Here is a 24,287-nt window from a genome sequence, read left to right on the forward strand (position 1 = left end):
TTATTCCTCCGTACGGCCCGGGCCCAGCATCGCCACCCGCTTGGCCTCCTCGATCGCGGACTCGAACCCGGCCTCCGGGTCCCGCAGCAGCCGCTCCGTGGCGAGCGCGTGTGCACGTACGGCGGGGTCGGCAGGCGAGCCCGCCGCGTGCAGGACCGGCACGATCACCTCGCCGAGGTCCACCAGCGCCCGGCTCAGGCTCAGCTGCGTCGCGTGCGGGCCCCGCCCGAGCTGTGTCGACAGTACTGCGGCCAGTCCGGGCTTCTCGTCCTCCGGCACGAGCACGACCGCCGCCCGCCACGCACTGCGCGCGACCTCGTCGTCGGCGTCGGACAGCAGCGCCCGGGAGATCGCGGGCCACGCCGTACGGTCCCCGATCTTGGAGAGGGTGTGCAGGGACTGGCTGCGTGCCTGCGCGGCCTCACAGCGGAGTGCGCCGACGAGTGCGGGGAGGGTCAGGGTGGGCGAGTGGCGGGTCAGTGCCCAGGTCAGCATCTCGCGGACCTGGAAGTCGGGCTCGACCGCGCAGCGCTCGACGAGCGTGCCGACGAAGCGGGGGTCGGGGGCCGTGCCGACGGCCATCGTCGCCCGCAGCCGCACCGAGGCACGGTCGTCCAGCAGTGCGCGGAGCGCCCGCTCGACCTTGATGTCGTGTGTGGTCTGTGCGGTCTGTGATTCCTGTTCCGCCATGGTCATCGGGACCACCTCCTCGACCACAGTGAAGACCTTGTCACCGTGTCAAGGTCAAGCGGAACGGGGGCATAACCTGTCTCGGGGTCCGACAGGAAGACTTGTCGATGGGGTGCCATGACAGTTAGGCTTGTCGTATGGATGACATCGTGGCTGTCCCGACCCCCGACAAGAACGACCCCGACTTCTGGGCCGCCCTCGCGGCCCAGGTCGAGCCCGCCTGGGTCGATCCCACCCTGGACGACTCGCTGGCCATGGACGACAAGGTGCTCGACGCCGTCCGTGCGCTCGCGCGGGGCATCTCGACGCGCGCCGCCGCCTACCGGGCCGCCGGGAAGGAGTTCGATCCCGTGCTCATGGCCGCGCCCGACGTGCAGCTGGCGATGCTGCGTGCGCTGTACGAGGCCAAGCAGTCCGTCGACCGGCTGGCGGAGAGCGCGGCGACGGCAGCGGGGCGGAGTGGGGCAACGTACGTCCAACTGGGTTCGGCCTGGGGCGGGTTGAAGCGGCAGTCGGCTCGACTGAAGTGGCCGCACGCGGTGGTGAAGAGGTCCGCCGGGGAGTCCGTTCCGCTCGCGTACGCGGGGGGCAGCGCCGTCATTCATCACGACCCGGACGCCCATGCGTGGTGGTACGCGGCCACCGGGGCGGACCGGTCGGAGGAGGAGTCCGGGGCGGTGTACGCCACCTCGGCGGAGACCATCGCGCGGGCGACGGAGTTCCTCTTGGCGCACGCGGAGATCAGGGGGGACTGACCCTCATGACGCGCGGTCGGGCCCGGTGGGGAAGGTGCGTGCGCAGCTCTCCTCCACCGTGTCCGCGAAGGCCCGCGCCAGTGGGGGCAGCGCCTCCCAGCGGCGGACCGCCCAGCCCGTGCGGAGCGGAGGCAGCTCGGGGAGCGGGATCAGACGCAGCCGGGGGTGGGCGGGGCCGTGCCAGGCGGGGAGGTCGGGGACGACGGCGTGGCCCAGGCCGAGTTCGGCGAGCAGGATCGCGGTGTCCCAGTCGGCGACGCTGGTGTCCGAGACGGGCTCGATGCCGGACGTCGTGAACCAGGCGTCCAGGCGGGAGCGGGAAGTGGTGTTCTCGGGCAGGGCGATCAGGCGGATGTCCTTCAAGTCGGCTGTGGTCACCGTGGACTTGGCGGCGATGGGGTCGTCCGTGGCGACGGCCAGCACCCAGGGGAGAGCGACTACGGGACGCTGCTCGATGCTCCGGACGGGCTCCCCCAAGGTGATCCAGGCCAGGTCGAGGCCGCCCGCGAGGAGCGCGTCGAAGCAGTCCCGGCTGGAGGTAGCCGTCCTGAACTCAAGTCTGACACCGGGGAATTGCTGGCGAAAGTCGACCACGGCCTCGGACATGAAGTGCCGGACCGTGGTCCCGCCGGTGGTGATCCGTATCGAACCGCCCTCGCCGCGCGCCAGTTCGCGCAGTCGGCGTACGGCGTGATCGATGTCGCCCAGGCTGCCCGCCGCCGCGGCGTTCAGGAGCCTGCCCGCCGGTGTGGGCTCCACCCCGCGCGGAAGGCGTTCCAGGAGGGCGAGGCCGGTTTCGCGCTCCAGGCGCTTGACGTGCTGGCTCACCGCGGACTGCGTGCAGGACAGCTCGCGGGCGACGGCGCTGAGACTGCCGGTGCGGCACACGGCGACGAAGACGCGGAGGTCGTCGAGGGTCATGGAAGGTGAAGCTACAGCTTGGGAGGTGGTGAGGAAACCCTAGGATTGACTGGGGGTTGGGGGCGAGGGACGATTTCTCGCAGGGCCCGAGGCGGCAACCCGGCCGGTTCCGCGGACTGTTCTAGACGGTGGGCGGGGCCGGTCGGGTGCCGACCGATTCGTGCGCGAGCCGTGACGTGGTGATGTCCGGGAGGGAAGCTGCCGATGAGACACGACGCCGAACGTGCCGTGTGCCGACTCCTGCACGAGCAGGGTGCGGCCACTCTTCCCCACCCCGGCGGCACCCTCCTCGCCCACCTCGACCGCGTACGGGGGCAGCTTGCCGAGTGGGGGGCTCGGCCCGCGCTCCGGATCGCGGGCCTGTGCCATGCGGCGTACGGCACCGACGGCTTCGCCGCCGCCCTGCTCCCGCTCGATCAGCGGGTACGGCTGAGGGACGCGGCCGGTTCCGAGGCCGAGGCCGTCGTCTACTTCTACGCGAGCTGTGACCGGCAGGCCGTGTATCCGGTGTTCGCCGATCCCGGCATGCGCTTCACGGACCGCTTCACCGGTCTCAGCCGGGTCCCCGCCCTCCAGGAGAAGCGGGACTTCGCGGAACTCACCGCCGCCAACGAACTCGACATCGCACGGGTCGATGCCGCGTTCCGGGAACGTCACGGGCCTCAACTCCTCGTTCTCTTCCACCGGTTCGGGGAGCTGCTGAGCCCCGGGGCCCGGCGGGGATGCGCCGAAGTGCTGGGGCGGGCGGACTTGGGCACGGACGGGAAGCGTCGGCCGGAGGGGGCGTGACCACCCGCAGTCCCCTCCGGCCGACTCGCCCACGAATTAGTTCAGTTCACCCCGTACGGTACGAGCCGCCGTCACCAGGTTCTCCAGCGACGCGCGCGTCTCCGGCCAGCCCCGGGTCTTCAGGCCGCAGTCCGGATTGACCCACAGCCGCTGGGGCGGGATCGCCTCAAGTCCCTTGCGGAGCAGGGCCGCCGCCTCCTCGGCGGAGGGGATGCGCGGGGAGTGGATGTCGTAGACGCCGGGACCCGCCTCGCGGGGGTAGCCGTGCTCGGCGAGTTCGCGGGCCACCTGCATGTGCGAGCGGGCCGCCTCCAGGCTGATCACGTCCGCGTCGAGGTCGTCGATGGCCTGCACGATGTCACCGAACTCGGCGTAGCACATGTGGGTGTGGATCTGGGTGTCCGGGCGTACGCCGCTGGTCGTGAGGCGGAAGGACTCCGTCGCCCAGCCGAGGTAGGAGGCGTGGTCGGCGGCGCGCAGCGGGAGCGTTTCGCGCAGGGCGGGTTCGTCGACCTGGATGACGGAAGTCCCGGCCGCCTCCAGGTCGTTGACCTCGTCGCGCAGGGCGAGCGCGACCTGGCGTGCGGTGTCGCCGAGCGGCTGGTCGTCCCGTACGAAGGACCAGGCGAGCATCGTCACCGGGCCGGTCAGCATGCCCTTCACCGGTCGGTCCGTGAGCGAGTTCGCGTACGACGTCCAGCGTACGGTCATCGGCTCGGGGCGCGAGATGTCGCCCGCGAGGACGGGCGGCCGGACGTAGCGGGTGCCGTACGACTGGACCCAGCCGTGCTGGGTCGCCAGGTAGCCGGTGAGCTGTTCGGCGAAGTACTGCACCATGTCGTTGCGCTCGGGCTCGCCGTGCACCAGGACGTCGATTCCGGCCTTCTCCTGGAAGGCGAGGACATCGCGGATCTCGGACGCGATCCGCTCCTCGTAGCCCGCCGTGTCGATCCGTCCGGCGCGCAGGTCGGCGCGGGCGGTGCGGAGTTCCGTGGTCTGGGGGAAGGACCCGATGGTGGTGGTGGGGAGGAGCGGGAGGTTCAGGTGGGTGCGCTGGGCTGCCGTCCGCTGCTCGTACGGGGCGGAGCGGCGGCCGTCCGCGTCGGTGACGGCGTCCACGCGGGCCCGGACGGCCGGGTCGCGGGTGATGGGGGAGTTGGCACGGGAGGCCAAGTCGGCCCGGTTCGCGGCCAGTTCGGCGGCGATGGCGGACGTTCCCTGGGTGAGTCCCCTGGCGAGCGTGACGATCTCCGTCGTCTTCTGCCGGGCGAAGGCCAGCCAGCGCCGGATCTCCCGGTTGACGTCGCGCTCGGCGGAAGCGTCGAGGGGAACGTGCAGGAGGGAGCAGGAGGCGGCCACGTCGACGCGGTCGGCGAGGCCGAGGAGGGTGCCCAGGGTGGTGAGGGACTTCTCGAAGTCGTTGATCCAGATGTTGCGGCCGTCGACGACGCCCGCGACCAGGCGCTTGCCGGGCAGGCCGCCGACGGCGGCCAGCGCGTCGAGGTTGGCGGCGGCGGACTCCGTGAAGTCGAGCGCGAGGCCCTCGACCGGTGCCTTGGCGAGGACGGGCAGCGCGTCACCGAGACGGTCGAAGTAGGAGGCGAGGAGGAGTTGCGGCCGGTCGGTGAGCGAACCGAGGTCGCGGTACGCGCGGGCGGTGGCGTTCAGTTCGGCAGGGGTGCGGTCCTGGACCAGGGCGGGCTCGTCGAGCTGCACCCACTCGGCCCCGGCGGCCCGCAGGTCCGCGAGGACTTCGGCGTACACGGGGAGGAGGCGGTCGAGGAGGGTGAGCGGTTCGAAGTCGGCGGCCACCCCCGGGGCGGGCTTCGCCAGGAGGAGGTACGTGATGGGGCCGACCAGTACCGGGCGTGCGGTGAGGCCGAGACCGAGGGCTTCGGCGAGCTCGCCGACCTGCTTGGTGGAGTCTGCCGTGAAGACGGTGTCCGGCCCCAGCTCGGGTACCAGGTAGTGGTAGTTGGTGTCGAACCACTTGGTCATTTCGAGCGGTGCGACGTCCTGGTTTCCGCGTGCCATGGCGAAGTAGCCGTCGAGGGAGCCGGTGGCGACGGCCTCGCGGTGGCGGGCGGGGATCGCGCCGACCATGACGCTGGTGTCCAGGACGTGGTCGTAGTACGAGAAGTCGCCGGTGGGCACCTCGTGGAGGCCCGCCTCGGCCAACTGCTCCCAGTTCGTGCGGCGCAGGGCCCGGGCGGTCTCCTTCAGGGCGTCGGCGGTGACCTTGCCCTTCCAGTAGCCCTCGATCGCCTTCTTGAGTTCGCGGTTCCGGCCCTGGCGGGGATAGCCGTACACGGTGGCCCGTGCTGCCCCGGCTGCGGACTTCGAGGTCGTGGAACTCGACGCCACGGAAGGTGTCACGGAACTTGTCGCGGAATCGGTCACGGAACTTGTCACGGAAATCTCCTTCGCGAGATGACTCCTGAGAATCCCGGAGGACGACACGGGCGCGAAGGGATGACGAGATCGGGCGGAGACCGGACGGCACCCGTTACGGGTGCGGTCCTCCGCCTGATGTGTACGCCGACCCGCCCACGAGGTCACCGGGATTGTCCGTACGCGATGGGTCACGTACGGGCGACGGGCAGGTCTTCGGACTCGCGGGCACGCCTGCCGATCCGTCTGGCAGACACCTACCGGCCGTCGCTTCCCAGGTCCGTCAGGACCCAGTGCGTATGACGGCTGTCGTTCCCACTCACCGCTGCGGGGCAGTCCCGGATTCCCACCGGGTTCCCTCTTACGACGCGCCTGCCTGGCGGGCAGGGCGAACCAGTTGCACCAGACACACTAGTTCAGGGTGGGGCGTGCCGTCTGCCGGGCTTCGGTCCTGGTGCGGGCACGACGAACGGGCGGCCCTGGTGCGGGCCGCCCGTGGTGGACGAGTTGCGCCTGCTGAAGGCGGTCAGCGTCGGCCGAGGCTCCGGTCCAGTGCCCGGTACAGCTCGCCGTCCTCGGTGTCCGCGTCCAGCGACCAGGCCATCACGCCGCCGAGCCCCCGGGCCCGTACGTACGCGCCCTTCGTGGCGAGGACCAGCGGGTCGTCGTACGTCCACAGGGTCGTGCCGTCGAACAGCCAGGCGTGTCCGGCGAGCAGGTCGCGGTGGACCTCGAACTTGCCCTGCTGCACGAGGGGCTTGAGCTCCTTGTAGTCCGCGTAACCCGCTGCCCACTTGGCGGGGGCGGGGCCGGTCGCGGGCTTGCCGAGGCCGTTGCCGCCGCCGGTGACGCCGGTCCAGCCCTGACCGTAGAACGGCATGCCGACGACCAGCTTGCGGGCGGGGGCGCCGCGCTTCAGCCAGGACTCCACCGTGCCGTGCACGCTGAAGTCGTTCCGGGCGAAGAGTGCCGACTGCTGGGCGGTCTTCTTCTCGCCGCTGACGTGGAAGTCGTAGCCCTGGAGGTTGACGAAGTCGAAGTCCTTCATGATCTTGCGGACCTCGAAGCCCGCGTCGATCTTCTCGTCGGCGGTCGGCACGAACGCGGACAGCTCGTAGTGCTTGCGCTTCTGCTTGCCGTACGCGTCGAGCTGGTTGCGGAACTCCTTCACCAGGGCGGTGAAGTTCTGCTTGTCCTCGGGCCGGTAGACGGTGTCGGTGTCACCGGCGGAACCCGGCCACTCCCAGTCGATGTCGATGCCGTCGAAGACCCCGTCGGCCGCTCCGTCGCCGCCGCGTGCCCCGTCCTTGGGCAGGTTGCCCTTGATGTAGAGGTCGATGCAGGAGGAGACGAGGGCCTTGCGGGAAGCGGGGGTGAGGGCGGCGTCGGAGAAGTGCGTCGACCAGCTCCAACCGCCGAGGGAGACAAGGGCCTTGAGGCCCTTGTGCTTGGCCTTCAGCTCCTTGATCTGGTTGAAGTTCCCGGCCAGGGCCTGGGTGTCGGTGTCGGCCGTGCCGTCGACGGAGGTCGCGGCGTCCAGCGGGCGCTGGTAGTCGGCCCACGGGTCGCTCTCGCCCGGGACGGGCGTGAGGAAGCACTTGCCGCCCTTGTCGACGTTGCCGAAGGCGTAGTTGAGGTGGGTGAGGCGGGCTGCGGTGCCGCTGGTGTCCAGGTCCTGGACCTGGTAGTCGCGGCCGTAGACGCCCCACTGGGTGAAGTAGCCGACCCGGCGGAGGGCCGGCTTGTCGCCGTGCCCCGCCTGCTGGGCGGAGGCGGCAGCCGAATCCTCCGTCGCTGCCGGGGCGGCAGCGGCGGAGGGGGCCAGTGTGGCGAGGAGCGAAGTGACGCAGGCGGCGGCTATGAGAGCCGACCCTTTCAGGAGTCTTCGTCGCATGTGCGGACGCTATTGGTCTGGACCATGCAGGGTCAAGAGGTGGCCGTGCCGAGTTGCGGCGAGAGGGGTCCGCGCTCAGCGAAGCGGTGCGACGTGGCCGGGGCGACGGAAAGGGAGAGCTCCTCGGTGACCTCCGTGCTCGACCGGCCGAGCCCGATCGGAGGCCGAGGCCCCGGCGTCCTGAGATCAGGGGGTGCCGAGGAGTGTGCCCAGGGCCGATGCCAGGGTTTCGTACTCCTTCGGAGTGTTGTAGATCTGGCCACTGATGCGGATTCCGCCGCCGCCCGGCCAGGGCCAGATCAGGACGCGGAAGCCCAGGCGGCCCGCGATCTCCTCGCGGAGTGCGGTCGACTCCTGCGACGTCCTGGCGAACCCGGGAGGCAGCCGCAGGGAGCGCATCGGCAGGCGGTCGTCGTACGGCAGCGGGACCACGCCGGGGATGCGGGCGAGGAGCTCGGCCCCGTACGACACGAGCGTGCTGTTGTGACGGCGGACGCGTGCGGGGCCCAGCCGTGCCAGGAGTTCGAGGCCCTCGGGGGCGGCCAGCCAGCCGGTGTAGTCGACCGTGGCACGGTACTCCAGCGAGCGCGGGAAGCCGCGTTCCTCCTCCCAGGAGGGGATGGGCGCGGGGACGTGCGCGCGGAAGGGGGCCGCCACCGTCAGCAGGGCGCTGCCCGGTGGCGCGTAGCCCCACTTGTGCAGGTTCCCGAACCAGAAGTCGGGTTCCCCGGCAAGGGGTTCGGCGAGCGCACCCGGGGCGTGTGCGCCGTCGACGAGGGTGGTCACGCCGCGTTCGCGCAGGTCGGCGAGGAGCGCGGGAGTCGCGATGAAGCGTGCCGTGGGGGAGCTGATGTGGTCGAGTACGGCGACCCGGGTGCGGGGAGTGACCCCGGCCAGGACCGCCTTGCGTACCGCTTCCTCGTCGGGGAGCGACGGGTCGAGCGGGACGGTCACGACGCGGGCTCGGCGGGCGGCGGCGGCCACGACCGTGCCGTAGCCGTGGTCGGTGACCAGGATCTCGTCGTCCGGCCCCCAGCGCAGGCTGTCGAGCGCGAGGTTCGCCGCCTCGGTGGCGTTGGTGACGAGCGCCGCACCCTCGGGGTCGGTGCCCAGGTGGTGGGCGATCCGGGTCCTCGCCTCGGCTGTCCGGTCCGGCGCGCTGAGGAAGAAGGCGTCGGGGTCGGCGGCGGCCTCGTCGAGGAGCCGCCGGTGGGTCTCCGCGACGGGCGTCGGGACGGCCCCGAAGGAACCGTGGTTGAGGTGCGCCACGGAGGGGCCGAGCCGGAACAGCTCGGCACCCCCGGGGAAGGCGGAGGGGGACGTCATCGGACCTCGACGGTCACTGTGCGGCCCGGGGCGACCCGGGTACGGACGCTGCTGTACGTCACTCCGTCGATCACTTCGGTACGGGCGGGCTTGACCATGCCGTCGACCTTAAGCGTGCGGTGCGTGCCGCGGAAGCGGGCCTCCCAGGTGTAAGGGGTGGCGCCCGTGGTGTGGGTGAGGGTGGAGCGGCGGGCGGTGTCGTGGCGGAGGGTGAAGGCGGAGTCGCCGACGCGCAGGTCCTCGACGGCCAGCCACTGCATGCCGGAGGGGAGGCCGGAGTGGGTGGTGAGGGTGCGGGCGGGGGCGTTCGGGGCGACGCCCATCAGACCTTCGACGGTCTGGCCGACGAGGGAGAAGGAGACCTCGGGGTAGTCGCCGTTGGTGCCCTGGCGGGTGTTGACGTGCTGCACGTCCTTCTGCGCGTAGACGTGCTGCATCCACTTCCAGGCGGTGTCCGGGCGGTCGTTGGCGAAGAAGGTGTCGGGGAGGTAGGTGAGTGCTTCGATGTTGGTGGGGCGGTCGGGTCCCGAGGACTGGGCGTCGATGTAGTCGAGGTACGCCTCGCGGCGCTCGCCCGGAGCGACGATCCCCTTCATCGGCATGAACCAGCTGTTCTCCTTGCCCCAGCCGGTCAGCGCACGCCCGTCGGTGGTGTAACCGCGCACCATGTCCGCGCCCGAACCGCCGCCGCTCCAGGCGGTGTTGAAGTACGACTTGAGGTCGCGGGCCTTGCGGTCGAAGCGGGCCGCCGTCTTCTTGTCGCCCTTCGCGCGCGCCAGTGAGGCCACCGCCCGGTAGGCCCGGTACTGGGAGCCGATGGCGTCGCCGGACTCGGCGAGGGGTTCGTCGCTCTGTTCGTTGTAGCTGGCGACGCCCTGGAAGATGCCCTTGCCGGTGCCCTCGGCGACCTCGGCGCGGGGGCCGTTGTCCTTCTGGCCGTCGTGCAGCGTGACGAACTCCTCGGTGGCGTGCCGGTAGAAGTCCCACAGCGCCGGGTCGTCGAGGTAGGCGCGGTCGCCGCTCCAGCGGTACGCCTCCTCCGCCTTCTGTACGAGTTCGAAGACGGCGGGCACCTCGCGGACGAAGAGCCCGGGATTGCGGTAGTCGATGGACAGGGGCGTGCGGTTGTCGAAGTTGAGGGCCCAGACGGGGTAGTACCGGTGCTCGGGGGTGGCCGAGGCGGCGAAGGCGCGCAGCATCGCCTTGTTCTCGGCGTGCAGGCCCAGCACGCCCGCGCCCGCGAGCTGGTGGGCCATGTCGCGCGAGTAGTAGCCGCTGCGGTTGGCGTAACCGGCCCAGTAGGACGGGCCGTAGAGGGCGCTTCCGGTGCCGCCGGTCTGGCGTTCGTCGGCGTTGAGGGGGCCTTCGGTGCCGGGCAGGTGGACCCAGCTGTTGGCCTTCTTCGTGGCCCAGGCGAACATCTCGGCGACCCGGGGGTCGCTGGAGGTGACCTTGGGTCTGGCGGGTGCGGCGGGGGAGACCATCACGTCGTCGGCGTTGACCCAGCCATCGCCGGACTCGAAGGCGATCTCCAGGCGGTCGCCGGGCGACAGGTCGACGCTGCCGAGCGTGTGGCGGCGGTAGTTGGCGGCGGCGGGGAGCGCCTGGGAGACGACGACCGTGCCGTTGATCCGCAGGACGTACTTCCCGCCGGGGCCGCCGGTGGCGATCCACGCCGAGACGACGTACGCGCCCCGGCCGGTCGCCGTGACCGTCTGGGAGACCTTCCTTCCGCTGCCCGCGTCGAGGTAGGCGAGCCGCTTCCCGCTGTGCGGGTTGTTGGTGGCCGTGCCGGTGCCGGGGGTGAACTGCCAGGCGGAGCCGCCGAGTTCGAAGCCGGGGTCCCGGACCGTGAGGGGCTCTTGGCGGGGTGCCTCGGCGGCGGTCGCGGACTTCCCGCCGAGAGGGCCCAGCGGTGTGAGCGGGGCGAGCGCGGCGAGCAGCGCGACGGCGGACAGCAGCGTCATGCGGGAACGCGTCATCGGGTTCTCTCCCGGATTCGGGGTGGAGTCCGGGCGGGGGCGGCCCGGGACCTTGCCGGGCACGGAAGGCCCGGGGCAGCCGCACGCTAGCAACCCGTCCCGGCCGATTGCAATGAATCTGACAGTAGTTGAACGACGGCCAAGCTGAAAGTTTTCAGCGATGCATTGCAAGTAGGCCGATGTCGCTTGTAGTGTCCGGCTCCGTCGCCGCACGACGGCGACCCGTCACGACATGCGACGGTCGAAACTGGGGAGGGGCCACCATGGCCGACGTCGAAACGAACAACAGCACCGCACCGCAGGATCGTTCTCCGCAGGGCCGTTCTCCGCAGGGCCGGTTGGAGCGCAGGAGCGTCCTGCGTCTGGGCGGCGGCGCGATGGCCGCCGGACTCGCGGCCTTCGGCTCCCTCGGCCTGACCGGTTGCTCGGGCGACGGGGCGGGCGGACTCGACGGAGGGAGCGGCTCCGGCGCCAAGGGCGACCCGAAGAAGGGCAAGATCTCCGTCTGGTCCTGGCAGGGTCCCGCCGCCGAACTCAAGGCTCTCGTGCCGGAGTTCAACAAGACCCACCCCGGCATCGAGGTCACCGTCGAGGACATCGGCAACCCCGCCATCTGGGACAAGATCACCGCCGGAATGGCCGCCGGGGGCCAGGGGCTCGCCGACGTCCTGCACATCGGCGTCGACTACCTGCCCGGCTACGTCGAACGCTTTCCCGGCGGCCTCGCCGACCTCGCCCCGCTCGGCGCGGCCACGCACAAGGACGCCTTCGCCGCCGGCCTCTGGGGCACCGTCAGCCCCGACGGGAAGAAGGTCAACGCCCTCCCCTGGGAAGCGAATTCGGCCGGTTTCTACTACCGTGCCGACCTCTTCGAGAAGACCGGGGTCGACGCCGACGCACTCCAGACCTGGGACGAGACCATCGAGGCCGGAAAGAAGATCAAGGCCAAGACCGGCGCGCACCTCCTCGGCATCGACAAGCCCGCCTCCCAGCCCGACGCCGCCAACTTCTTCCAGACGCTCCTCCAGCTCCAGGGCGCCTTCTACTTCGACCTCGAAGGCCGCATCACCCTCGACTCGCCCGAGGCCGTCCGCGCGCTGACCCTCATCAAGACCATGAACGACGCGGGCCTGGTCAGCGACCTCGCGGGCGGCTGGAACGCCCTGATGAGCTCCCTGAAGAAGGGCACCAACGCCGTCGTCCCCTACCCCACCTGGTTCGGCGGCATCATCGAGGAGCAGGTCCCCGCCGAGTCCGGCAAGTGGAAGGTGCGGCTGCCGCCGGCCGTGCGGCGCGGCGGCACCACCGCCGCCACCGTCAACTCCACCCACCTCGCCGTCTCCGGAAGCAGCCAACACCAGTCCGCCGCCTGGGCGTTCGTCGAGTTCGCCCTCACCCGCCCCGCGTCCCAGGTGAAGATCTACCGGGGCAAGGGCATCGCCCCCGCCCTGATGAAGGCGTACGACGACAACGTCTTCCACGAGCCCTCGACGTTCTTCAGCGGCCAGCGCAAGGGCGAGGTCTTCCTCGCCGCCCTCAAGGCCCAGTCCCCGGCGGTCAACTACACCTCCGACTACGCGCGCGCCCTCAAGCTCGTCACCGACGCCCAGTCCAAGGTGCTCCTCAAGGGTGCGGAACCCGCGAAGGTGCTCGCCGAAGCCGCCGCCGACCTCGCCCGCCAGACGGGCCGGAAGGCCGCCAAGTGACCCTCGCACCACCGGTGGCGGCGACCGGTGCCCGGCGGAGCGGCGCCCCGGCCGCCCGCCGCAGGCGCCGCCCCAGCCCGGCCCCGTACCTCTTCGTCCTGCCCGCCCTGCTGCTCTTCGCGGCCTTCAAGCTGTACCCCATCGGCTGGTCCTTCGTGATGAGCCTGCACCGCAAGGTCGCCGGAGCGGACACCTTCGTCGGCGCGGACAACTACCTCCGCCTCCTCGACGACCCCCTCTTCTGGACCGCGCTGCGCAACACCGGCGTCATCCTCGCCGTCCAGGTACCGCTGATGCTCGCCCTCGCCACGGGACTCGCCGTCGCCCTCAACTCGACGCTCCTGCGCGGGCGTTCCGTCTTCCGGCTCGGCTTCTTCCTGCCGATGGTGACCGGCCTCGTCGCGTACGGCATCGCCTTCTCCGTCCTCCTCAACAAGGAGTACGGACTCGTCAACTGGCTCCTCAGCGGCCTCGGCATCGGCCCCGTGCCCTGGCTCACCGACGGCCTCTGGGCGCAGATCTCCCTGGGCCTCGCCCTGACCTGGCACTACACCGGCTACAACGCCGTCATCCTGCTCGCCAGGCTCCAGAACGTACCGAAGGAGCTGTACGACGCGGCATCCGTCGACGGCGCGGGAGCCTTCGCCGCCTTCCGGCACGTCACCCTGCCGGGGCTGCGACCGGCGCTCCTCCTCACCACCGTGCTCTCCACCATCGGCACCCTCCAGCTCTTCGACGAGCCGATGGTCCTCACCGGCGGCGGCCCCGACAACGCCACCCTCACCATCGGCGTCTACCTCTACCGCAACGCCTTCTCCTACTTCGACTTCGGGTACGCCTCCGCCCTCGCGTACGCGCTCACCGTGCTGATCGGGCTCCTCGGCCTGCTCCAGTTCCGCCTGCTGGGAGACAAGGGGAGCACGTCATGACGAACCGTCACCCCGGTCGCAGCATCTTGCTGACCTCCGGCCTCGCCATCGCCCTCGCCGTCGTGGCGATCCCCCTCTACTGGGTGCTGGTCGCCGCCACCCACAGCTCCGACGAGATCTTCGACAGCCCGCCGCCCCTGCTCCCCGGCACCAGCTTCCTCGACAACCTCAACACCCTTCAGCAGGAAGCCCACTTCGGGCAGGTCATCCTCAACTCCCTCGGCATCGCCACCGTGTACACCCTCCTCGCCGGAGCGGTCTGCACCCTCGCCGGATACGGCTTCGCCACCTATCGCTTCCGCGGCCGCGAGGCCCTGTTCGGGCTGCTCATGCTCGGGCTGATCGTCCCGGCGCAGATCACCCTCGTACCCCTGTTCCGTACGATGGCCGAGCTGCACTGGCTGAACACGTACCAGGCGGTCGTCCTCCCCAACCTGGCGCTGCCCTTCGGCATCTTCCTGATGCGTCAGTCCATGTCCGGACTGCCGAAGGAGCTCCTCGACTCGGGGCGGATCGACGGCTGCGGCGAGTTCCGGCTCTTCCTGCGCGTCGCGCTGCCGCCGATGCGCCCGGCCCTCGCCGCCCTCGCGATCTTCCTCTTCCTCTACCAGTGGAACGACTTCGTCTGGCCGCTCATCGTGCTGCGCGCGAGCACCTCGTTCACCATCCCGGTGGCGCTCGCCTCCCTCCAGGGGCTCGACGAGACCGACTACGGCGCCATCCTCGCCGGTACCGCCATCGCGGCCGTCCCCATGGCCGTGGTGTTCCTCGCCCTCCAGCGCCACTTCGTCTCCGGCCTGCTCGCGGGCGCCGTGAAGGAGTGACCGCGCCGTGGAGGAGTGAGCGCGCCGTGCAGGAATGACCGCGCCGTGCAGGACGACCAAGCCGTGAAGGAATGACCACCATGCACACGATCGACGAAGCCGCAGTGACCACCGCCCACGAGCCCTCCGCCCCCTTCGAGCCCCTCCTCGACGACGTGTCGATCGCGGTGCTCGCCACCGACGGAGGCCCCCGGCCCCGCTGGACCCTGATCCAACTCCCCAGCGGCACCCACATGTTGGAGGTACGGGCACCGGGCTCGCCCGTCGAGATCCGGCTCTCCGTGCCGCTGGGCGACGCCGTCGGCTACTGGCACCCGCAGGCCGCCTGGCGGCGCACCCTCGTCGCCGACTGGGAGGGCCGCGCCCGTGTCAGCCTCGTCAACGGGCCCGCCGCCGGCTGCCTCTACGAGCCCTCCGGCGCGACCCTCCTCACCTTCGCCGCCGCCGACCCGGCCACCGAGACCACCGTCCGCTTCGGGGTCTCCGAGGAGAACGACACCCATGTCGTCCACCTCCGCAGGCAGGCATCCACCGCCCCGCACCGCCTCCTCCTCGTGCCCCGCGCGCCCTCCGTCGCCGCCGCCCTGCGCCCGCTGCGCGACTGGTTCGCCACCACCCACCCGCCGATGCCGGTGCCCGACACGGCCCGGCGCCCCGTCTACTCCACCTGGTACGCCTTCAACCAGGACGTCACCGCCGCCGCCGTCGAGACACAGGCCGCCCTCGCCGCCGACCTCGGCTGCGGCGCGCTGATCCTCGACGACGGCTGGCAGCGGTACGGCAACGGGCGCGGCTACGCGGGCTGCGGCGACTGGGAGCCCGACCCCGCCAAGTTCCCCGCCCTCCCCGCCCACGTCGCGAGGGTCCGCGCCCAGGGCCTCGCCCACCTCGTCTGGGTCGCCCCCCTGCTCCTGGGCCCGGAGGCCGACTGCTTCGGCGCCTGGGCCACCGCCGCCCCCGCCCGGGCGACCGTGCCGGGAGCGTTCGTACTCGACCCCCGGCGGGCCGAGGTGCGCCGCCACGTCATCGACCTGTGCGTACGTCTCGTACGGGACAACGCACTCGACGGCCTGAAGATCGACTTCCTCGACCAGGCCCTCGTGTACGCGGGCGACGGCAAGGGAGACGTGGGCCTCGCCATGACGGAACTCCTCGCCGGGCTGCGGCGCGAGCTGGAGGCCGTGCGCCCCGACGTGCTGATCGAGCTGCGCCAGCCGTACGCGGGCCCCGGCATGACCCCGTACGGGAACATGCTCCGCTCCTTCGACTGTCCCGCCGACGCGGTCGCCAATCGGGTCCGCACCCTGGACACCTCGCTGCTCGCGGTGGGCGCGGTCGTCCACTCCGACATGGTGATGTGGTCGCACGGGGCCAGCGCGCAGACGGTCGCCCGGCAGCTGATCGGCGCGCTGCACTGCGTACCGCAGATCTCGGTACGGCTGGACCAGGTCCCGCAGGAACAGCTGGAGGTCGTACGGTTCTGGCTCGGCCAGTGGCGGCGCCACCGGGAACTGCTCCTCGACGGGCGGGTCGAGCCGGGGCGGCCGGACGAGCTGTACCCGGTGGTGTCGGCGGCGCGGGGCGACGAGTGCTGGGTGAGCGTGCACGGCGACCGGGTGGTGACGCTCGACTTCACCGCGTACCGCACCTTCCACCTGGTCAACGGCTCGGACCGGGACCGGCTGACGGTGGAGGTGGTCGGGGGAGCGGGTCCGGTGCGGGCTCGGGTGCAGGGACCTGACGGCCGTATGATGAATGATCCTCTGACGCACCTGCCGGAGGGGCCGTGCCTGCTGGCCGTCCCGCGCGGCGGTCTGGCCTCGCTCGCCCAGCCCCGTACGGCACCTACGGAAGGACCTCGATGAAGGTCGGGATCACCGACGTCGCAGCCCGCGCACGGGTCAGCGAGGCCACCGTCAGCCGGGTCATCAACCGGCGTCAGGGCGTGTCCCGCAAGACCAGGGAAGCCGTCGAGCAGGCCATGGCCGAACTCGGCTACGAACGGCAGACGCAAGGCCAACTGGTCGCGGTGGTAACGGAGTTCGTGTCGAACCCGTTCTTCGCGGACGTCGCCGAACGCATCGAGTCGGCGCTCGCCCCGCAGGGCCTGAAGACGGTCCTGTGCCCGGTGTTCCCGGGAGGCGTGCAGGAGCTGGACTTCCTCACCGCCCTCGTCGACAAGGGGGTCGCGGCGGTCGTGTTCCTGTCCGCGTCCAACACCGTGGAGGGCGCCGACACCGACAGCTACGAGCTGCTGCGTCAGCGGCGCGTTCCGTACGTCGGCGTCAACGGCGAGTTCGCCGACGGCGTGCCGGTGCCGGTCTTCTCCACGGACGACACGATCGCCGCCGAACTGGCCGTCGACCACCTGCACCGGCTCGGCCACCGCCGCATCGGCATGGCGTCGGGCCCCTCAGGCAACCGTCCGGCCGACCGCAGGGTGCGGGGCTTCGTGGACGCGCTGGCCCGGCGGGGCGCGGACGACGGCGAGAAGTGGGTGGTCCGGCAGTCGTACACCGTGGAGGGCGGGCAGGCCGCCGCCGCCTCGCTGGTGGCGCAGGGAGCGACGGCGATCGTCGCGGCGAGCGACTACATGGCGCTGGGCGCGGTCCGGGGGGTGCGGCGGCAGGGGTTGTCCGTGCCGGACGACGTCTCGGTCGTCGGGTACGACGGGTCCTCGATCACCGAGTTCACCGACCCGGCCCTGACGACGGTCCGCCAGCCCGCCGACCGGCTGGCGCTGGAGGTCAGCCGGAGCGTGCTGGCCCTGGTGAGCAACCGCGAAGTGCCCACCGGGGAGCTGCTGTTCGACCCGGAGCTGGTCATCCGGGCGTCGACGGGTCCGGTACGGGGCTGAGCCGAGCCGGTACGCGGCTGACGCGTGCGGTGCCGCCGGGTCACGGGTGGGGGCAGGAGCCTCCGGATCACGGGCGGGGGCAGGGGGCTTCCGGGTCCAGTACCTCGCGGGGCCGGACGGACGGGGCCGCACCCGAGACGGTGCCGGTGAGGCAGGTGGTGCTGCCCATCATGCGCATGTCCACGCTGAAGCCCGCCCCGGCGGCGGGCACGGCGCTGGACTCGACGTGGGTGCCCAGGTAGCCGCTCTTGACCAGGGCCTGCTTCACCTCGGCGGGGTCCTTGAGGCCCTTGACCGCCTTGGTGATGCGCTCGACGTGCGCCTTGGTGACGCACTGGAGCCCGGCCTCCTTCTTCGCCTCCGCCTTCTTGTCCTCCTCGGTCTCCTGGTAGGAGCCGGGGTTCAGCTCGTCGGGCGAGGGCGGCCCGCTGGGGATGGGCGGCAGCAGACGGGGGGACGTCGGCGGAGTGTCGGCCTCCGCACCCTTTTCACCTGCCGCGCCCTTGTTACCTGCCGCGCCCTTGTCACCTGCCGCACCCTTTTCGCCTTCCGCGCCCTCCTCCTCGGGGATCGGCGGTTCCTTGGGGAGGTCGGGGAAGCAGGGTTCGGCGACCTTGTTCAGGAACATCATGTAGGCGAGCGCAGCCTCGGACTCCGCAGGGCCGGGCTCGGAATCCGGCTTCTGAGCCGCTGCGGCGCCGACCGCCTTCGCGGGCTGGGGCTTCGCCGTCTGGCCGCTGCCGTCGGACGTGGTGGTGCCGCAGGCGGTGAGGGCCAGTGCGCACAGGGCGGTTGCGGCGACGAGGTAGGAGCGGCGGGTGCCGGGCGTTTGCTTCATGTGCACATCATGTGACCGTCCGGTGGGCGGCACGTGAGTACGGGTACTCAACTGTCCCTGGGTGTTTCTGGCGGCCCCCGGTAACCCGACCCCCTCTGCCGTTTGTGCAGGACGACCACGAGAGGGCCGACCTTTGGTCCTCCCGTACAAACCCCGCACCCGCGGTCTCCCTTAGCGTGGCTCCCATGAAGCTTGCCCTGCCGCCTGTGAGGAGCCGAAGGTGAACGCGGAACCGACGAGTGACCTGCCCGAGAGTCAGGCCGTGACACCGGAGGGCGGTCAACTCGCCCAGATGCTCGCCGACTTGGAGGAACTGGTCGTCTGCGAGTCCTTCTCGGCCGACCTCGAAGCCGTCGCCCGCAGTGCGGACGTCGTCGCCGCGCAGGGGGCCAGGTACCTCGGGGCCGAACCCGAGCGGATCGTCGTCGACGGCGTGACGCACCTGCGGTGGACGTTCGGCACCCCGCGCGTCCTGCTGCTCGGCCACCACGACACGGTGTGGCCGATGGGCTCTCTGACCACCCACCCGTGGTCCGTCACCGACGGCATCGTGCGCGGTCCCGGCGTCTTCGACATGAAGGCGGGCCTGGTGATGACCTTCCACGCCCTGGCCTCGCTGCCCTCCCTCGACGGGATCTGCGTACTGATCACCGGGGACGAGGAGGTCGGCTCGACCGCCTCGCGCGCGCTGATCGAAGAGGTCGCACGCGGCTGCGCCGCCACCTTCGTACTGGAGGCGTCGGCGGACGGCGGAGCGCTGAAGACCGGCCGCAAGGGCACCTCCGGATACGAACTGGTGGCGCACGGAAAGGCGGCGCACTCGGGCCTCGAACCCGAGAAGGGCGTCAACGCGGCCGTCGAGGCGGCCCACCTGATCCTCGCGCTGGACGCCGTCGCCGCCGAGATCAACGCCGGGGAGTCCGAGGGGTGGCGCACCACGGTGACGCCCACGGTCGTCGCCGCGGGTTCGACGACCAACACCGTCCCCGCGACCGCCACCGTCAACGTGGACGTACGGGTGCCGACGCTCGCCGCGCAGGACAAGGCGGATGCGGCGCTGCGCGCCCTGAGGGCCACCCTGCCGGGAGCCGAGGTGGAGGTACGGGGCGGCCCCAACCGGCCTCCGCTTGAGGAGACCTCGTCCGCCGAACTCTTCGCCACCGCACGCGAGTTGGCCCGCACCCTCGGCATTGGTGAGCTGACATCGACGGCCGTCGGCGGCGCGTCCGACGGGAACTTCACCGCCGGGATCGGCTGCCCGACCCTGGACGGGCTCGGCGCGGTCGGCGGCGGAGCACACGCCGACCACGAACACGTCCGCGCCGCCGAACTCGTCTCCCGTACACGACTGTTGGCGGCACTCGTGCGGCACGTCGTGGGCGCGGAGACGGAGGCGGTCCGATGAACAGTCCGCTGAACAGCCCCGTGAACCCTCCCGGGGACACTCCCGTGGACACCCCTGTCGACATCCGCGAACTCCACGAGCTCGACGCGTTCGACGCGGTGGCCGCCCTGTTCGAGAAGGTGTGGGGTGCCGCCCCCGGCGACTCCCCGGTGAACCCCGAGCTGATGCGCGCCTTCTCGCACTCCGGCAACTACGTCGCGGGCGCCTACGAGCACGGCACCCTGATCGGCGCGTCCGTGGGCTTCTTCGCCGCCCCCTCGGGTCAGACCCTCCACTCGCACGTCACCGGTGCCCTCCCCGGCCGCGCGGCGGGCCTCGCCCTCAAACTCCACCAGCGGGAATGGTCCCTGGCCCGCGGGCTGACCCGCATCACCTGGACGTACGACCCGCTCGTGCGCCGCAACGCCCACTTCAACCTCTCCAAGCTGGGCGCGCGCCCCGTCGAGTACCTGCCCTGCTTCTACGGGGAGATGGCCGACGCCATCAACGGAGGCGACGAGTCCGACCGCGCCCTCATGTCCTGGGACCTCGCCGCGCACCCGGCCCCGGCCGTGACCGTACCCGCCGACGCGGTGACCGTCCTCTCGGTCCGCGACGGCCTCCCCGCCCCCGGCCGGGACCTCGGCGCGGCCACCCTCCTCGTCGAGATACCGCCCGACATCGAGGGCCTGCGCCGCACCGACCCGGCCGCCGCCAAGGAGTGGCGGCTCGCCCTGCGCGAGGTGCTCGGCGGACTGCTCGCCGACGGCGCCCGCGTCACGGGCTTCCACGACCGGACGTGCTACGTCGTCGAGCGCGCCACTCTCACCTCGCGCTAGCGCGCCCGCCCACTCCCGCCCCGCGCTAGCGCGCCCGCCCACTCCCGCCCCGCGCCAGAGAGCCAGCCGCCCCGCCCCGCACCAGGGAACCAGGAGCCAACTCCCATGAAAATCACCGGAATCGAACTCCGCCGCATCGCCATGCCGCTGCGCGCCCCCTTCCGTACGTCCTTCGGCGTCGAGACCGCCCGCGACGTCCTGCTCGTGCGCGTCGTCACGCCGGAGAGCGAGGGCTGGGGCGAGTGCGTCGCGATGTCGGAGCCCCGCTACTGCTCCGAGTACGTCGACGGGGCGGCCGACGTACTGCGCCGCTTCCTGATCCCCGCACTCCCCGAGGCGGCCGACGCCTTCGCTGTCAAGCGTGCGACGAAGCCCTTCAAGGGCCACAAGATGGCCAAGGCGGCACTGGAGACGGCCGTCCTGGACGCCCAACTGCGCGCGTCGGGCCAGTCGTTCGGCTCCTACCTCGGCGCGGACCGCACCCGTGTCCCCTGCGGTGTCTCCGTCGGCATCATGAACTCGATCCCCGAACTCCTGGACTCCGTCGAGGGGTTCATCGGCGAGGGCTACGTCCGCATCAAGCTGAAGATCGAACCCGGCTGGGACCTGGCCCCCGTGCGCGCCGTCCGCGAACGCTTCGGCGACGACCTCCTCCTCCAGGTCGACGCCAACGCCGCCTACACCCTGGCCGACGCCCGCCACCTCGCCAAGCTGGACGCCTTCGACCTCCTGCTCGTCGAGCAGCCCCTGGCCGACGACGACCTGGTCCAGCACGCGGCCCTCGCCCGCCAACTCGCCACCCCCGTCTGCCTGGACGAGTCCATCGAGTCCGCCGAGGACGCGGCGGCGGCGATCACCCTGGGCGCGGCATCGATCATCAACATCAAGCCCGGCCGGGTCGGCGGCTATCTGGAGGCCAAGGCCATCCACGACCTGTGCGTCGCCCACGGCGTCCCCGTCTGGTGCGGCGGAATGCTGGAAACGGGCCTCGGCCGCGCCGCGAACGTGGCCCTCGCCGCCCTCCCCGGCTTCACCCTCCCCGGCGACACGTCCGGCTCCCGCCGCTACTTCGCCACGGACATCACCGCCCCCTTCGAACTCGCGGACGGCCACCTGGACGTGCCGACCGGAGCGGGTCTGGGCGTCGACCCGGTCGCGGACATCCTGGACGAGGTGACCACCTCCAGCGAATGGATCAAGCTCTAGCGCCGCCGGGGCGTGGCTGGCCCCACCGGGGCGTGGCGCTACGGGTTCGGCTCGAACGTCACGCCCTCCGCAGCCGCCACCACCTCCACCTCGTCGCCCAGCGCCCACTCCGCGACCCGGGAGACCATCGCCGCCGGGACGGCCTCGCTGATGCCCGGTGCGGCAGGGATGCCGTACGTGGCGTGTGCGTCGTGCGGCAGCACCACGCGGAAACCCGACTCCAGGGCGGTGCGCGCGGTCGCGCTCACGCACATCTCCGACTGCACGCCGCAGAGGACCAGGCTCCGTACCCCCGCCTCCTTCAGCCGTTCGGCGAGCGGGTACTCCTCGAAGCCGTCGTCGACCGTCTTGCGCAGCACCAACTCGCCCTCCACCGGCGGGAAGCGGAGCTCCCAGCCCGGTGTCCCGGTCTCGTCGTCCGCGCCGGGCGGACCGTCGTTCTGAAGGTGCACGACGAGGGCACCTGCCGCTCGCGCCGCTTGCAGCAGGAGGCCGGTACGGTCCAGCACGCGCGCCGCATCGGGCACCGCGCCCTCCCCGGTGACGAAGGCGACCTGCACGTCGACCACGATCAGGGCCTGGACGGGGGCGGGGGGAGTCGTCGGCTGTTCGAGAGGGATGATCATGGTGAGCATCCTGCCAAACCCGGGCATGCGTTCCCGCCCCCTCGGTCACATCGCGCCGACGCCCTTCAACAGGTCCGCGAATGCGGTGGCGTTGAACAACGCGTCCCCGCCCTCCACCGCCGCACGCGGAGTGGAACCGCACGCCGTGGCCGTCACTCCGGCCGGTCCCGCCGGAACCGGCCCGCAGAAGGTGCCTACGCAGCGGTGGGGCTGGGAGCGCACCCGGTGACGTCCACCCAAGGGCACCCTGTGGAAGGGGTGAGGGGCCCTCACCCCGGTCCGGTACGGGCCAACGCCGCGATCTGGTCCGCACTCCAGTGCCCGGCGGCCCCCGGGGAGCGCGCGAGGTACGCGGCGAGGTGGTCCGGTGCCCAGGCCCCGGTCTCCGCGAGTCCCGCGTACAGGTGGGCGAGGTAGGCGGGGGCGGGCCTGTTCGACGGGACGTCGCCGACACCCCACGGCGCGGTGAAGGTGAGCAACGGCCACCCGCCCCTGCTCCCCGCACAGACGAGCGTCTCGTACCGCCCGGGCCCGAGCACCACCCGCCCCTCCCGCACGACCCGCCCCAGATCCAGGTCCGCACCCGGCCCCGGCTCCCGGTACATCTCCTGCGCGGCGATGTCGCAGAACTGCTCCGCGCTCACGAGGTACGCCCGCGCCAGCACCCGCCCCGGGGCGTCGGGGTCGTAGAACGCCCGCCCGCCCGTCCACACCACGGACTCGGTCGCGAAGTACAGCACCCCGCCCAGCTCGACGGGAACCGAGGCGAGGGGCGGCCGGGGATCGCGGCACCCCGGGTAGCTGTGCTCCGTCCCTTCGGGCCGCCCGCCCGCGAGGTAGCAGGCGAGCCGCGCCGCATGCGTGTTGGACCCGTACGAGGTGTACCAGACGTACATGCCCTCACGTTCGTACGTCCGCAAGCCACTCGGCAACCGCCTCCACCCCCGCCGCCCGCATCCACCGCGCCAGCAACTCCGCCTCGGGAAGGGTGCATACGTACGTTCCTCGCCGGACCTCGGCCAGCACGCTCCGTACGGACACCAGGTCGAGGGTGAGGGAAGCACGCAGCACGCGCATGACGACGGCACTCCGGGCCTCCGGGCCCACCCGGACAGTCGCCCGGCCGTGCGCGGTGAGCAACAACTCCCTTACGCCAAGCGGGAGTTCATCACCGCCGCATGCGGTCAGGGCGAGCCCGCACGCCGGGCACTGGAGGTCCGAGTCCCAGCACAGGGCGTCGGCACCGTCCAGCAGAAGCTGCGCGCCGCGCCACTCGGCGTCCGCTCCGCAGTCGGGACATGTGCCCGGGTACGTGACGTAGGCCCTGGTGGACATGCTCCCCTCCTTCGCCTCCGCCCGGTCCGCCGAACCGGGCGGGGTCGGACCACGTGCGCCGGGCAGTCCAGAGCCTGTCAGGCGGACCGGTCCTCGGCCTCGGTGCGGTGAATATCGCATATTCGTCGCCGTCGTTGGGGAGTCCCTGCTGGGGGTGTGACCGGACGCCCACTGAATGGGCATGGAATGGGCATGGAACCGGGCCGACGCGGCTTCTGTCCTTCGGTCCGTTCGAATCCGCTTGCGAGGGTGGTCGGGGGTCGGCCTACCCTTCGGCACATGACTGTGCGCGCGAGGGACGAGAGGGACTTCGGTTCCGGCGATCCGCAACACCCCGTCGAGCTGGTGATCTTCGACTGCGACGGCGTTCTCGTCGACAGCGAGCGCCTCTGCGTGCAGGTCGACGCCCGGATCACCGCCGATCTGGGCTGCCCGTTCAGCGAGGCCGAGATCCTGGAGAAGTTCGTCGGTTCGTCGCACGAGGTCTACACCGCTGCCATCGAGGAACGCCTCGGACGTCGGCTGGAGGCGGGGTGGCTGGATGCGTACGAGCACCTCTATCTGGCGGCCTTCGAGGCCGAGTTGGTCGCCGTCGACGGCATTGCGGACGTCCTGACCCGTCTCGGCGCGACCCCCTTCTGCGTCGCCTCCAACGGCCGTCACCAGGACATCCGCCGCAGCCTCGGACTCACCTCCCTCGCCCACCACTTCGACGACTCCCGCATCTTCAGCGCCACCGACGTCGCACTCGGCAAGCCCGCCCCCGACCTCTTCCTGCACGCGGCCCGCTCGCTGGGCGTGCCGCCGGAGCGGTGCGCGGTGATCGAGGACAGTCCGTACGGAGTCCAGGCGGCCCGCGCGGCGGGGATGCGGGCCTTCGGATACTGCGGAGGGCTGACGAGGGCCGAACGGTTGGCGGGACCGGGCACGGTGGTCTTCGACGACATGGGCGCACTGCCCGAGCTGCTGGGATGCGTTCCGGGAAAGGGCTGATC

22 protein-coding genes and 1 riboswitch are annotated in these 24,287 nt (G+C 71.4%); of the genes, 12 read left to right on the forward strand and 10 right to left on the reverse strand.

The features are described from left to right. Positions 1–696: a HEAT repeat domain-containing protein gene (locus OG897_RS27240; protein ID WP_266660695.1), complete on the reverse strand. Its 696-nt coding sequence runs from the start codon at positions 694–696 to the stop codon at positions 1–3. Positions 697–827: 131 nt separating this feature from the next. On the opposite strand from OG897_RS27240, the gene OG897_RS27245 reads away from it, so the two are divergent. Next, positions 828–1,445: a hypothetical protein gene (locus OG897_RS27245; RefSeq protein WP_266660697.1), complete on the forward strand. Its 618-nt coding sequence runs from the start codon at positions 828–830 to the stop codon at positions 1,443–1,445. A 3-nt stretch (positions 1,446–1,448) separates the two neighbouring features. On the opposite strand, the gene OG897_RS27250 is transcribed toward OG897_RS27245, so the two are convergent. Continuing rightward, positions 1,449–2,366: a LysR family transcriptional regulator gene (locus tag OG897_RS27250; RefSeq protein WP_266660699.1), complete on the reverse strand. Its 918-nt coding sequence runs from the start codon at positions 2,364–2,366 to the stop codon at positions 1,449–1,451. A gap of 204 nt (positions 2,367–2,570) precedes the next feature. On the opposite strand from OG897_RS27250, the gene OG897_RS27255 reads away from it, so the two are divergent. Continuing rightward, a complete protein-coding gene (locus OG897_RS27255) occupies positions 2,571–3,155 on the forward strand; it encodes a DUF6817 domain-containing protein (RefSeq protein ID WP_266660701.1) in 585 nt (194 codons plus the stop codon). Between the two features lie 36 nt (positions 3,156–3,191). Here OG897_RS27255 and metE read toward each other — a convergent pair whose 3' ends face one another. The 4 genes from metE to OG897_RS27275 form a co-directional block, all read right to left on the reverse strand. Then, positions 3,192–5,519: a 5-methyltetrahydropteroyltriglutamate--homocysteine S-methyltransferase gene (metE, locus tag OG897_RS27260; RefSeq protein WP_266662443.1), complete on the reverse strand. Its 2,328-nt coding sequence runs from the start codon at positions 5,517–5,519 to the stop codon at positions 3,192–3,194. Positions 5,520–5,735: 216 nt separating this feature from the next. Continuing rightward, positions 5,736–5,959, reverse strand: a riboswitch (cobalamin riboswitch). Between the two features lie 113 nt (positions 5,960–6,072). Continuing rightward, the gene (locus OG897_RS27265; protein WP_266660703.1) at positions 6,073–7,440 is read right to left on the reverse strand and encodes a glycoside hydrolase family 18 protein; all 1,368 of its coding nucleotides are present in this window, start codon (positions 7,438–7,440) and stop codon (positions 6,073–6,075) included. 186 nt (positions 7,441–7,626) lie between these two features. Further along, positions 7,627–8,766, reverse strand: coding sequence for an aminotransferase class V-fold PLP-dependent enzyme (locus OG897_RS27270; protein ID WP_266660705.1), 1,140 nt, complete (start codon positions 8,764–8,766; stop codon positions 7,627–7,629). Further along, the gene (locus tag OG897_RS27275) at positions 8,763–10,748 is read right to left on the reverse strand and encodes a hypothetical protein (RefSeq protein WP_266660707.1); all 1,986 of its coding nucleotides are present in this window, start codon (positions 10,746–10,748) and stop codon (positions 8,763–8,765) included. The genes OG897_RS27270 and OG897_RS27275 overlap by 4 nt, the downstream gene beginning before the upstream one ends. 263 nt (positions 10,749–11,011) lie before the next feature. Here OG897_RS27275 and OG897_RS27280 point away from each other — a divergent pair, with 263 nt between their 5' ends. The 5 genes from OG897_RS27280 to OG897_RS27300 all read left to right on the forward strand — a co-directional run bounded on the left by OG897_RS27280 (position 11,012) and on the right by OG897_RS27300 (position 17,064). After that, on the forward strand, positions 11,012–12,454 hold the full coding sequence (locus tag OG897_RS27280) for an ABC transporter substrate-binding protein (RefSeq protein WP_266660708.1): 1,443 nt from the start codon (positions 11,012–11,014) through the stop codon (positions 12,452–12,454). Continuing rightward, complete coding sequence (locus OG897_RS27285; protein ID WP_266660709.1) at positions 12,451–13,383, forward strand: carbohydrate ABC transporter permease; 933 nt, start codon at positions 12,451–12,453, stop codon at positions 13,381–13,383. Before OG897_RS27280 ends, OG897_RS27285 begins: the two co-directional genes overlap by 4 nt. Beyond that, positions 13,380–14,207, forward strand: a complete 828-nt coding sequence (locus OG897_RS27290; protein WP_266660710.1) for a carbohydrate ABC transporter permease — start codon at positions 13,380–13,382, stop codon at positions 14,205–14,207. The genes OG897_RS27285 and OG897_RS27290 overlap by 4 nt, the downstream gene beginning before the upstream one ends. A gap of 80 nt (positions 14,208–14,287) precedes the next feature. Then, positions 14,288–16,072 carry a glycoside hydrolase family 36 protein gene (locus OG897_RS27295; protein WP_266660711.1) on the forward strand — a complete coding sequence of 595 codons (1,785 nt, stop codon included), beginning with the start codon at positions 14,288–14,290 and terminating at the stop codon, positions 16,070–16,072. Continuing rightward, positions 16,069–17,064, forward strand: a complete 996-nt coding sequence (locus tag OG897_RS27300) for a LacI family DNA-binding transcriptional regulator (RefSeq protein ID WP_266660712.1) — start codon at positions 16,069–16,071, stop codon at positions 17,062–17,064. The genes OG897_RS27295 and OG897_RS27300 overlap by 4 nt, the downstream gene beginning before the upstream one ends. 67 nt (positions 17,065–17,131) lie before the next feature. On the opposite strand, the gene OG897_RS27305 is transcribed toward OG897_RS27300, so the two are convergent. Then, positions 17,132–17,902 (reverse strand): hypothetical protein, encoded by a 771-nt coding sequence (locus tag OG897_RS27305; protein WP_266660713.1) that lies wholly within the window; start codon positions 17,900–17,902, stop codon positions 17,132–17,134. A 292-nt stretch (positions 17,903–18,194) separates the two neighbouring features. Between OG897_RS27305 and OG897_RS27310 the strand changes: the two genes are divergently transcribed. From OG897_RS27310 to menC, 3 genes are all read left to right on the forward strand, one after another. Beyond that, positions 18,195–19,307: a M20 family metallopeptidase gene (locus tag OG897_RS27310; RefSeq protein ID WP_266662445.1), complete on the forward strand. Its 1,113-nt coding sequence runs from the start codon at positions 18,195–18,197 to the stop codon at positions 19,305–19,307. Further along, a complete protein-coding gene (locus tag OG897_RS27315) occupies positions 19,304–20,125 on the forward strand; it encodes a GNAT family N-acetyltransferase (RefSeq protein WP_266660714.1) in 822 nt (273 codons plus the stop codon). Before OG897_RS27310 ends, OG897_RS27315 begins: the two co-directional genes overlap by 4 nt. 105 nt (positions 20,126–20,230) lie before the next feature. Next, positions 20,231–21,331: an o-succinylbenzoate synthase gene (gene menC, locus OG897_RS27320; RefSeq protein WP_266660715.1), complete on the forward strand. Its 1,101-nt coding sequence runs from the start codon at positions 20,231–20,233 to the stop codon at positions 21,329–21,331. Positions 21,332–21,369: 38 nt separating this feature from the next. Here menC and OG897_RS27325 read toward each other — a convergent pair whose 3' ends face one another. Further along, entirely contained in the window at positions 21,370–21,957 is a 588-nt protein-coding gene (locus OG897_RS27325; protein WP_266660716.1) for an isochorismatase family protein, read from the reverse strand. A gap of 25 nt (positions 21,958–21,982) precedes the next feature. Here OG897_RS27325 and OG897_RS27330 point away from each other — a divergent pair, with 25 nt between their 5' ends. Next, positions 21,983–22,186 carry a hypothetical protein gene (locus OG897_RS27330; protein WP_266660717.1) on the forward strand — a complete coding sequence of 68 codons (204 nt, stop codon included), beginning with the start codon at positions 21,983–21,985 and terminating at the stop codon, positions 22,184–22,186. 40 nt (positions 22,187–22,226) lie between these two features. Here OG897_RS27330 and OG897_RS27335 read toward each other — a convergent pair whose 3' ends face one another. Together OG897_RS27335 and OG897_RS27340 are read right to left on the reverse strand one after the other, a co-directional pair. Beyond that, positions 22,227–22,853: a histone deacetylase gene (locus OG897_RS27335; RefSeq protein ID WP_266660718.1), complete on the reverse strand. Its 627-nt coding sequence runs from the start codon at positions 22,851–22,853 to the stop codon at positions 22,227–22,229. A gap of 4 nt (positions 22,854–22,857) precedes the next feature. Next, positions 22,858–23,292: a hypothetical protein gene (locus tag OG897_RS27340; protein WP_266660719.1), complete on the reverse strand. Its 435-nt coding sequence runs from the start codon at positions 23,290–23,292 to the stop codon at positions 22,858–22,860. Positions 23,293–23,637: 345 nt separating this feature from the next. Here OG897_RS27340 and OG897_RS27345 point away from each other — a divergent pair, with 345 nt between their 5' ends. Continuing rightward, the gene (locus OG897_RS27345; protein WP_266662447.1) at positions 23,638–24,285 is read left to right on the forward strand and encodes an HAD family phosphatase; all 648 of its coding nucleotides are present in this window, start codon (positions 23,638–23,640) and stop codon (positions 24,283–24,285) included. The last annotated feature ends 2 nt before the right edge of the window (positions 24,286–24,287 follow it).

It is taken from the genome of Streptomyces sp. NBC_00237 (assembly GCF_026342435.1).
Taxonomy (GTDB): Bacteria; Actinomycetota; Actinomycetes; order Streptomycetales; family Streptomycetaceae; genus Streptomyces.

Coding starts and splice junctions, on each gene's coding strand:
- OG897_RS27240 (WP_266660695.1), bottom strand. CDS start 696: ATGACCATGGCGGAACAGGAATCACAGACCGCACAGACCACACACGAC.
- OG897_RS27245 (WP_266660697.1), top strand. CDS start 828: ATGGATGACATCGTGGCTGTCCCGACCCCCGACAAGAACGACCCCGAC.
- OG897_RS27250 (WP_266660699.1), bottom strand. CDS start 2,366: ATGACCCTCGACGACCTCCGCGTCTTCGTCGCCGTGTGCCGCACCGGC.
- OG897_RS27255 (WP_266660701.1), top strand. CDS start 2,571: ATGAGACACGACGCCGAACGTGCCGTGTGCCGACTCCTGCACGAGCAG.
- OG897_RS27265 (WP_266660703.1), bottom strand. CDS start 7,440: ATGCGACGAAGACTCCTGAAAGGGTCGGCTCTCATAGCCGCCGCCTGC.
- OG897_RS27270 (WP_266660705.1), bottom strand. CDS start 8,766: ATGACGTCCCCCTCCGCCTTCCCCGGGGGTGCCGAGCTGTTCCGGCTC.
- OG897_RS27275 (WP_266660707.1), bottom strand. CDS start 10,748: ATGACGCGTTCCCGCATGACGCTGCTGTCCGCCGTCGCGCTGCTCGCC.
- OG897_RS27280 (WP_266660708.1), top strand. CDS start 11,012: ATGGCCGACGTCGAAACGAACAACAGCACCGCACCGCAGGATCGTTCT.
- OG897_RS27290 (WP_266660710.1), top strand. CDS start 13,380: ATGACGAACCGTCACCCCGGTCGCAGCATCTTGCTGACCTCCGGCCTC.
- OG897_RS27295 (WP_266660711.1), top strand. CDS start 14,288: ATGCACACGATCGACGAAGCCGCAGTGACCACCGCCCACGAGCCCTCC.
- OG897_RS27300 (WP_266660712.1), top strand. CDS start 16,069: ATGAAGGTCGGGATCACCGACGTCGCAGCCCGCGCACGGGTCAGCGAG.
- OG897_RS27305 (WP_266660713.1), bottom strand. CDS start 17,902: ATGAAGCAAACGCCCGGCACCCGCCGCTCCTACCTCGTCGCCGCAACC.
- OG897_RS27310 (WP_266662445.1), top strand. CDS start 18,195: ATGCTCGCCGACTTGGAGGAACTGGTCGTCTGCGAGTCCTTCTCGGCC.
- OG897_RS27315 (WP_266660714.1), top strand. CDS start 19,304: ATGAACAGTCCGCTGAACAGCCCCGTGAACCCTCCCGGGGACACTCCC.
- menC (WP_266660715.1), top strand. CDS start 20,231: ATGAAAATCACCGGAATCGAACTCCGCCGCATCGCCATGCCGCTGCGC.
- OG897_RS27325 (WP_266660716.1), bottom strand. CDS start 21,957: ATGATCATCCCTCTCGAACAGCCGACGACTCCCCCCGCCCCCGTCCAG.
- OG897_RS27330 (WP_266660717.1), top strand. CDS start 21,983: ATGCGTTCCCGCCCCCTCGGTCACATCGCGCCGACGCCCTTCAACAGG.
- OG897_RS27335 (WP_266660718.1), bottom strand. CDS start 22,853: ATGTACGTCTGGTACACCTCGTACGGGTCCAACACGCATGCGGCGCGG.
- OG897_RS27340 (WP_266660719.1), bottom strand. CDS start 23,292: ATGTCCACCAGGGCCTACGTCACGTACCCGGGCACATGTCCCGACTGC.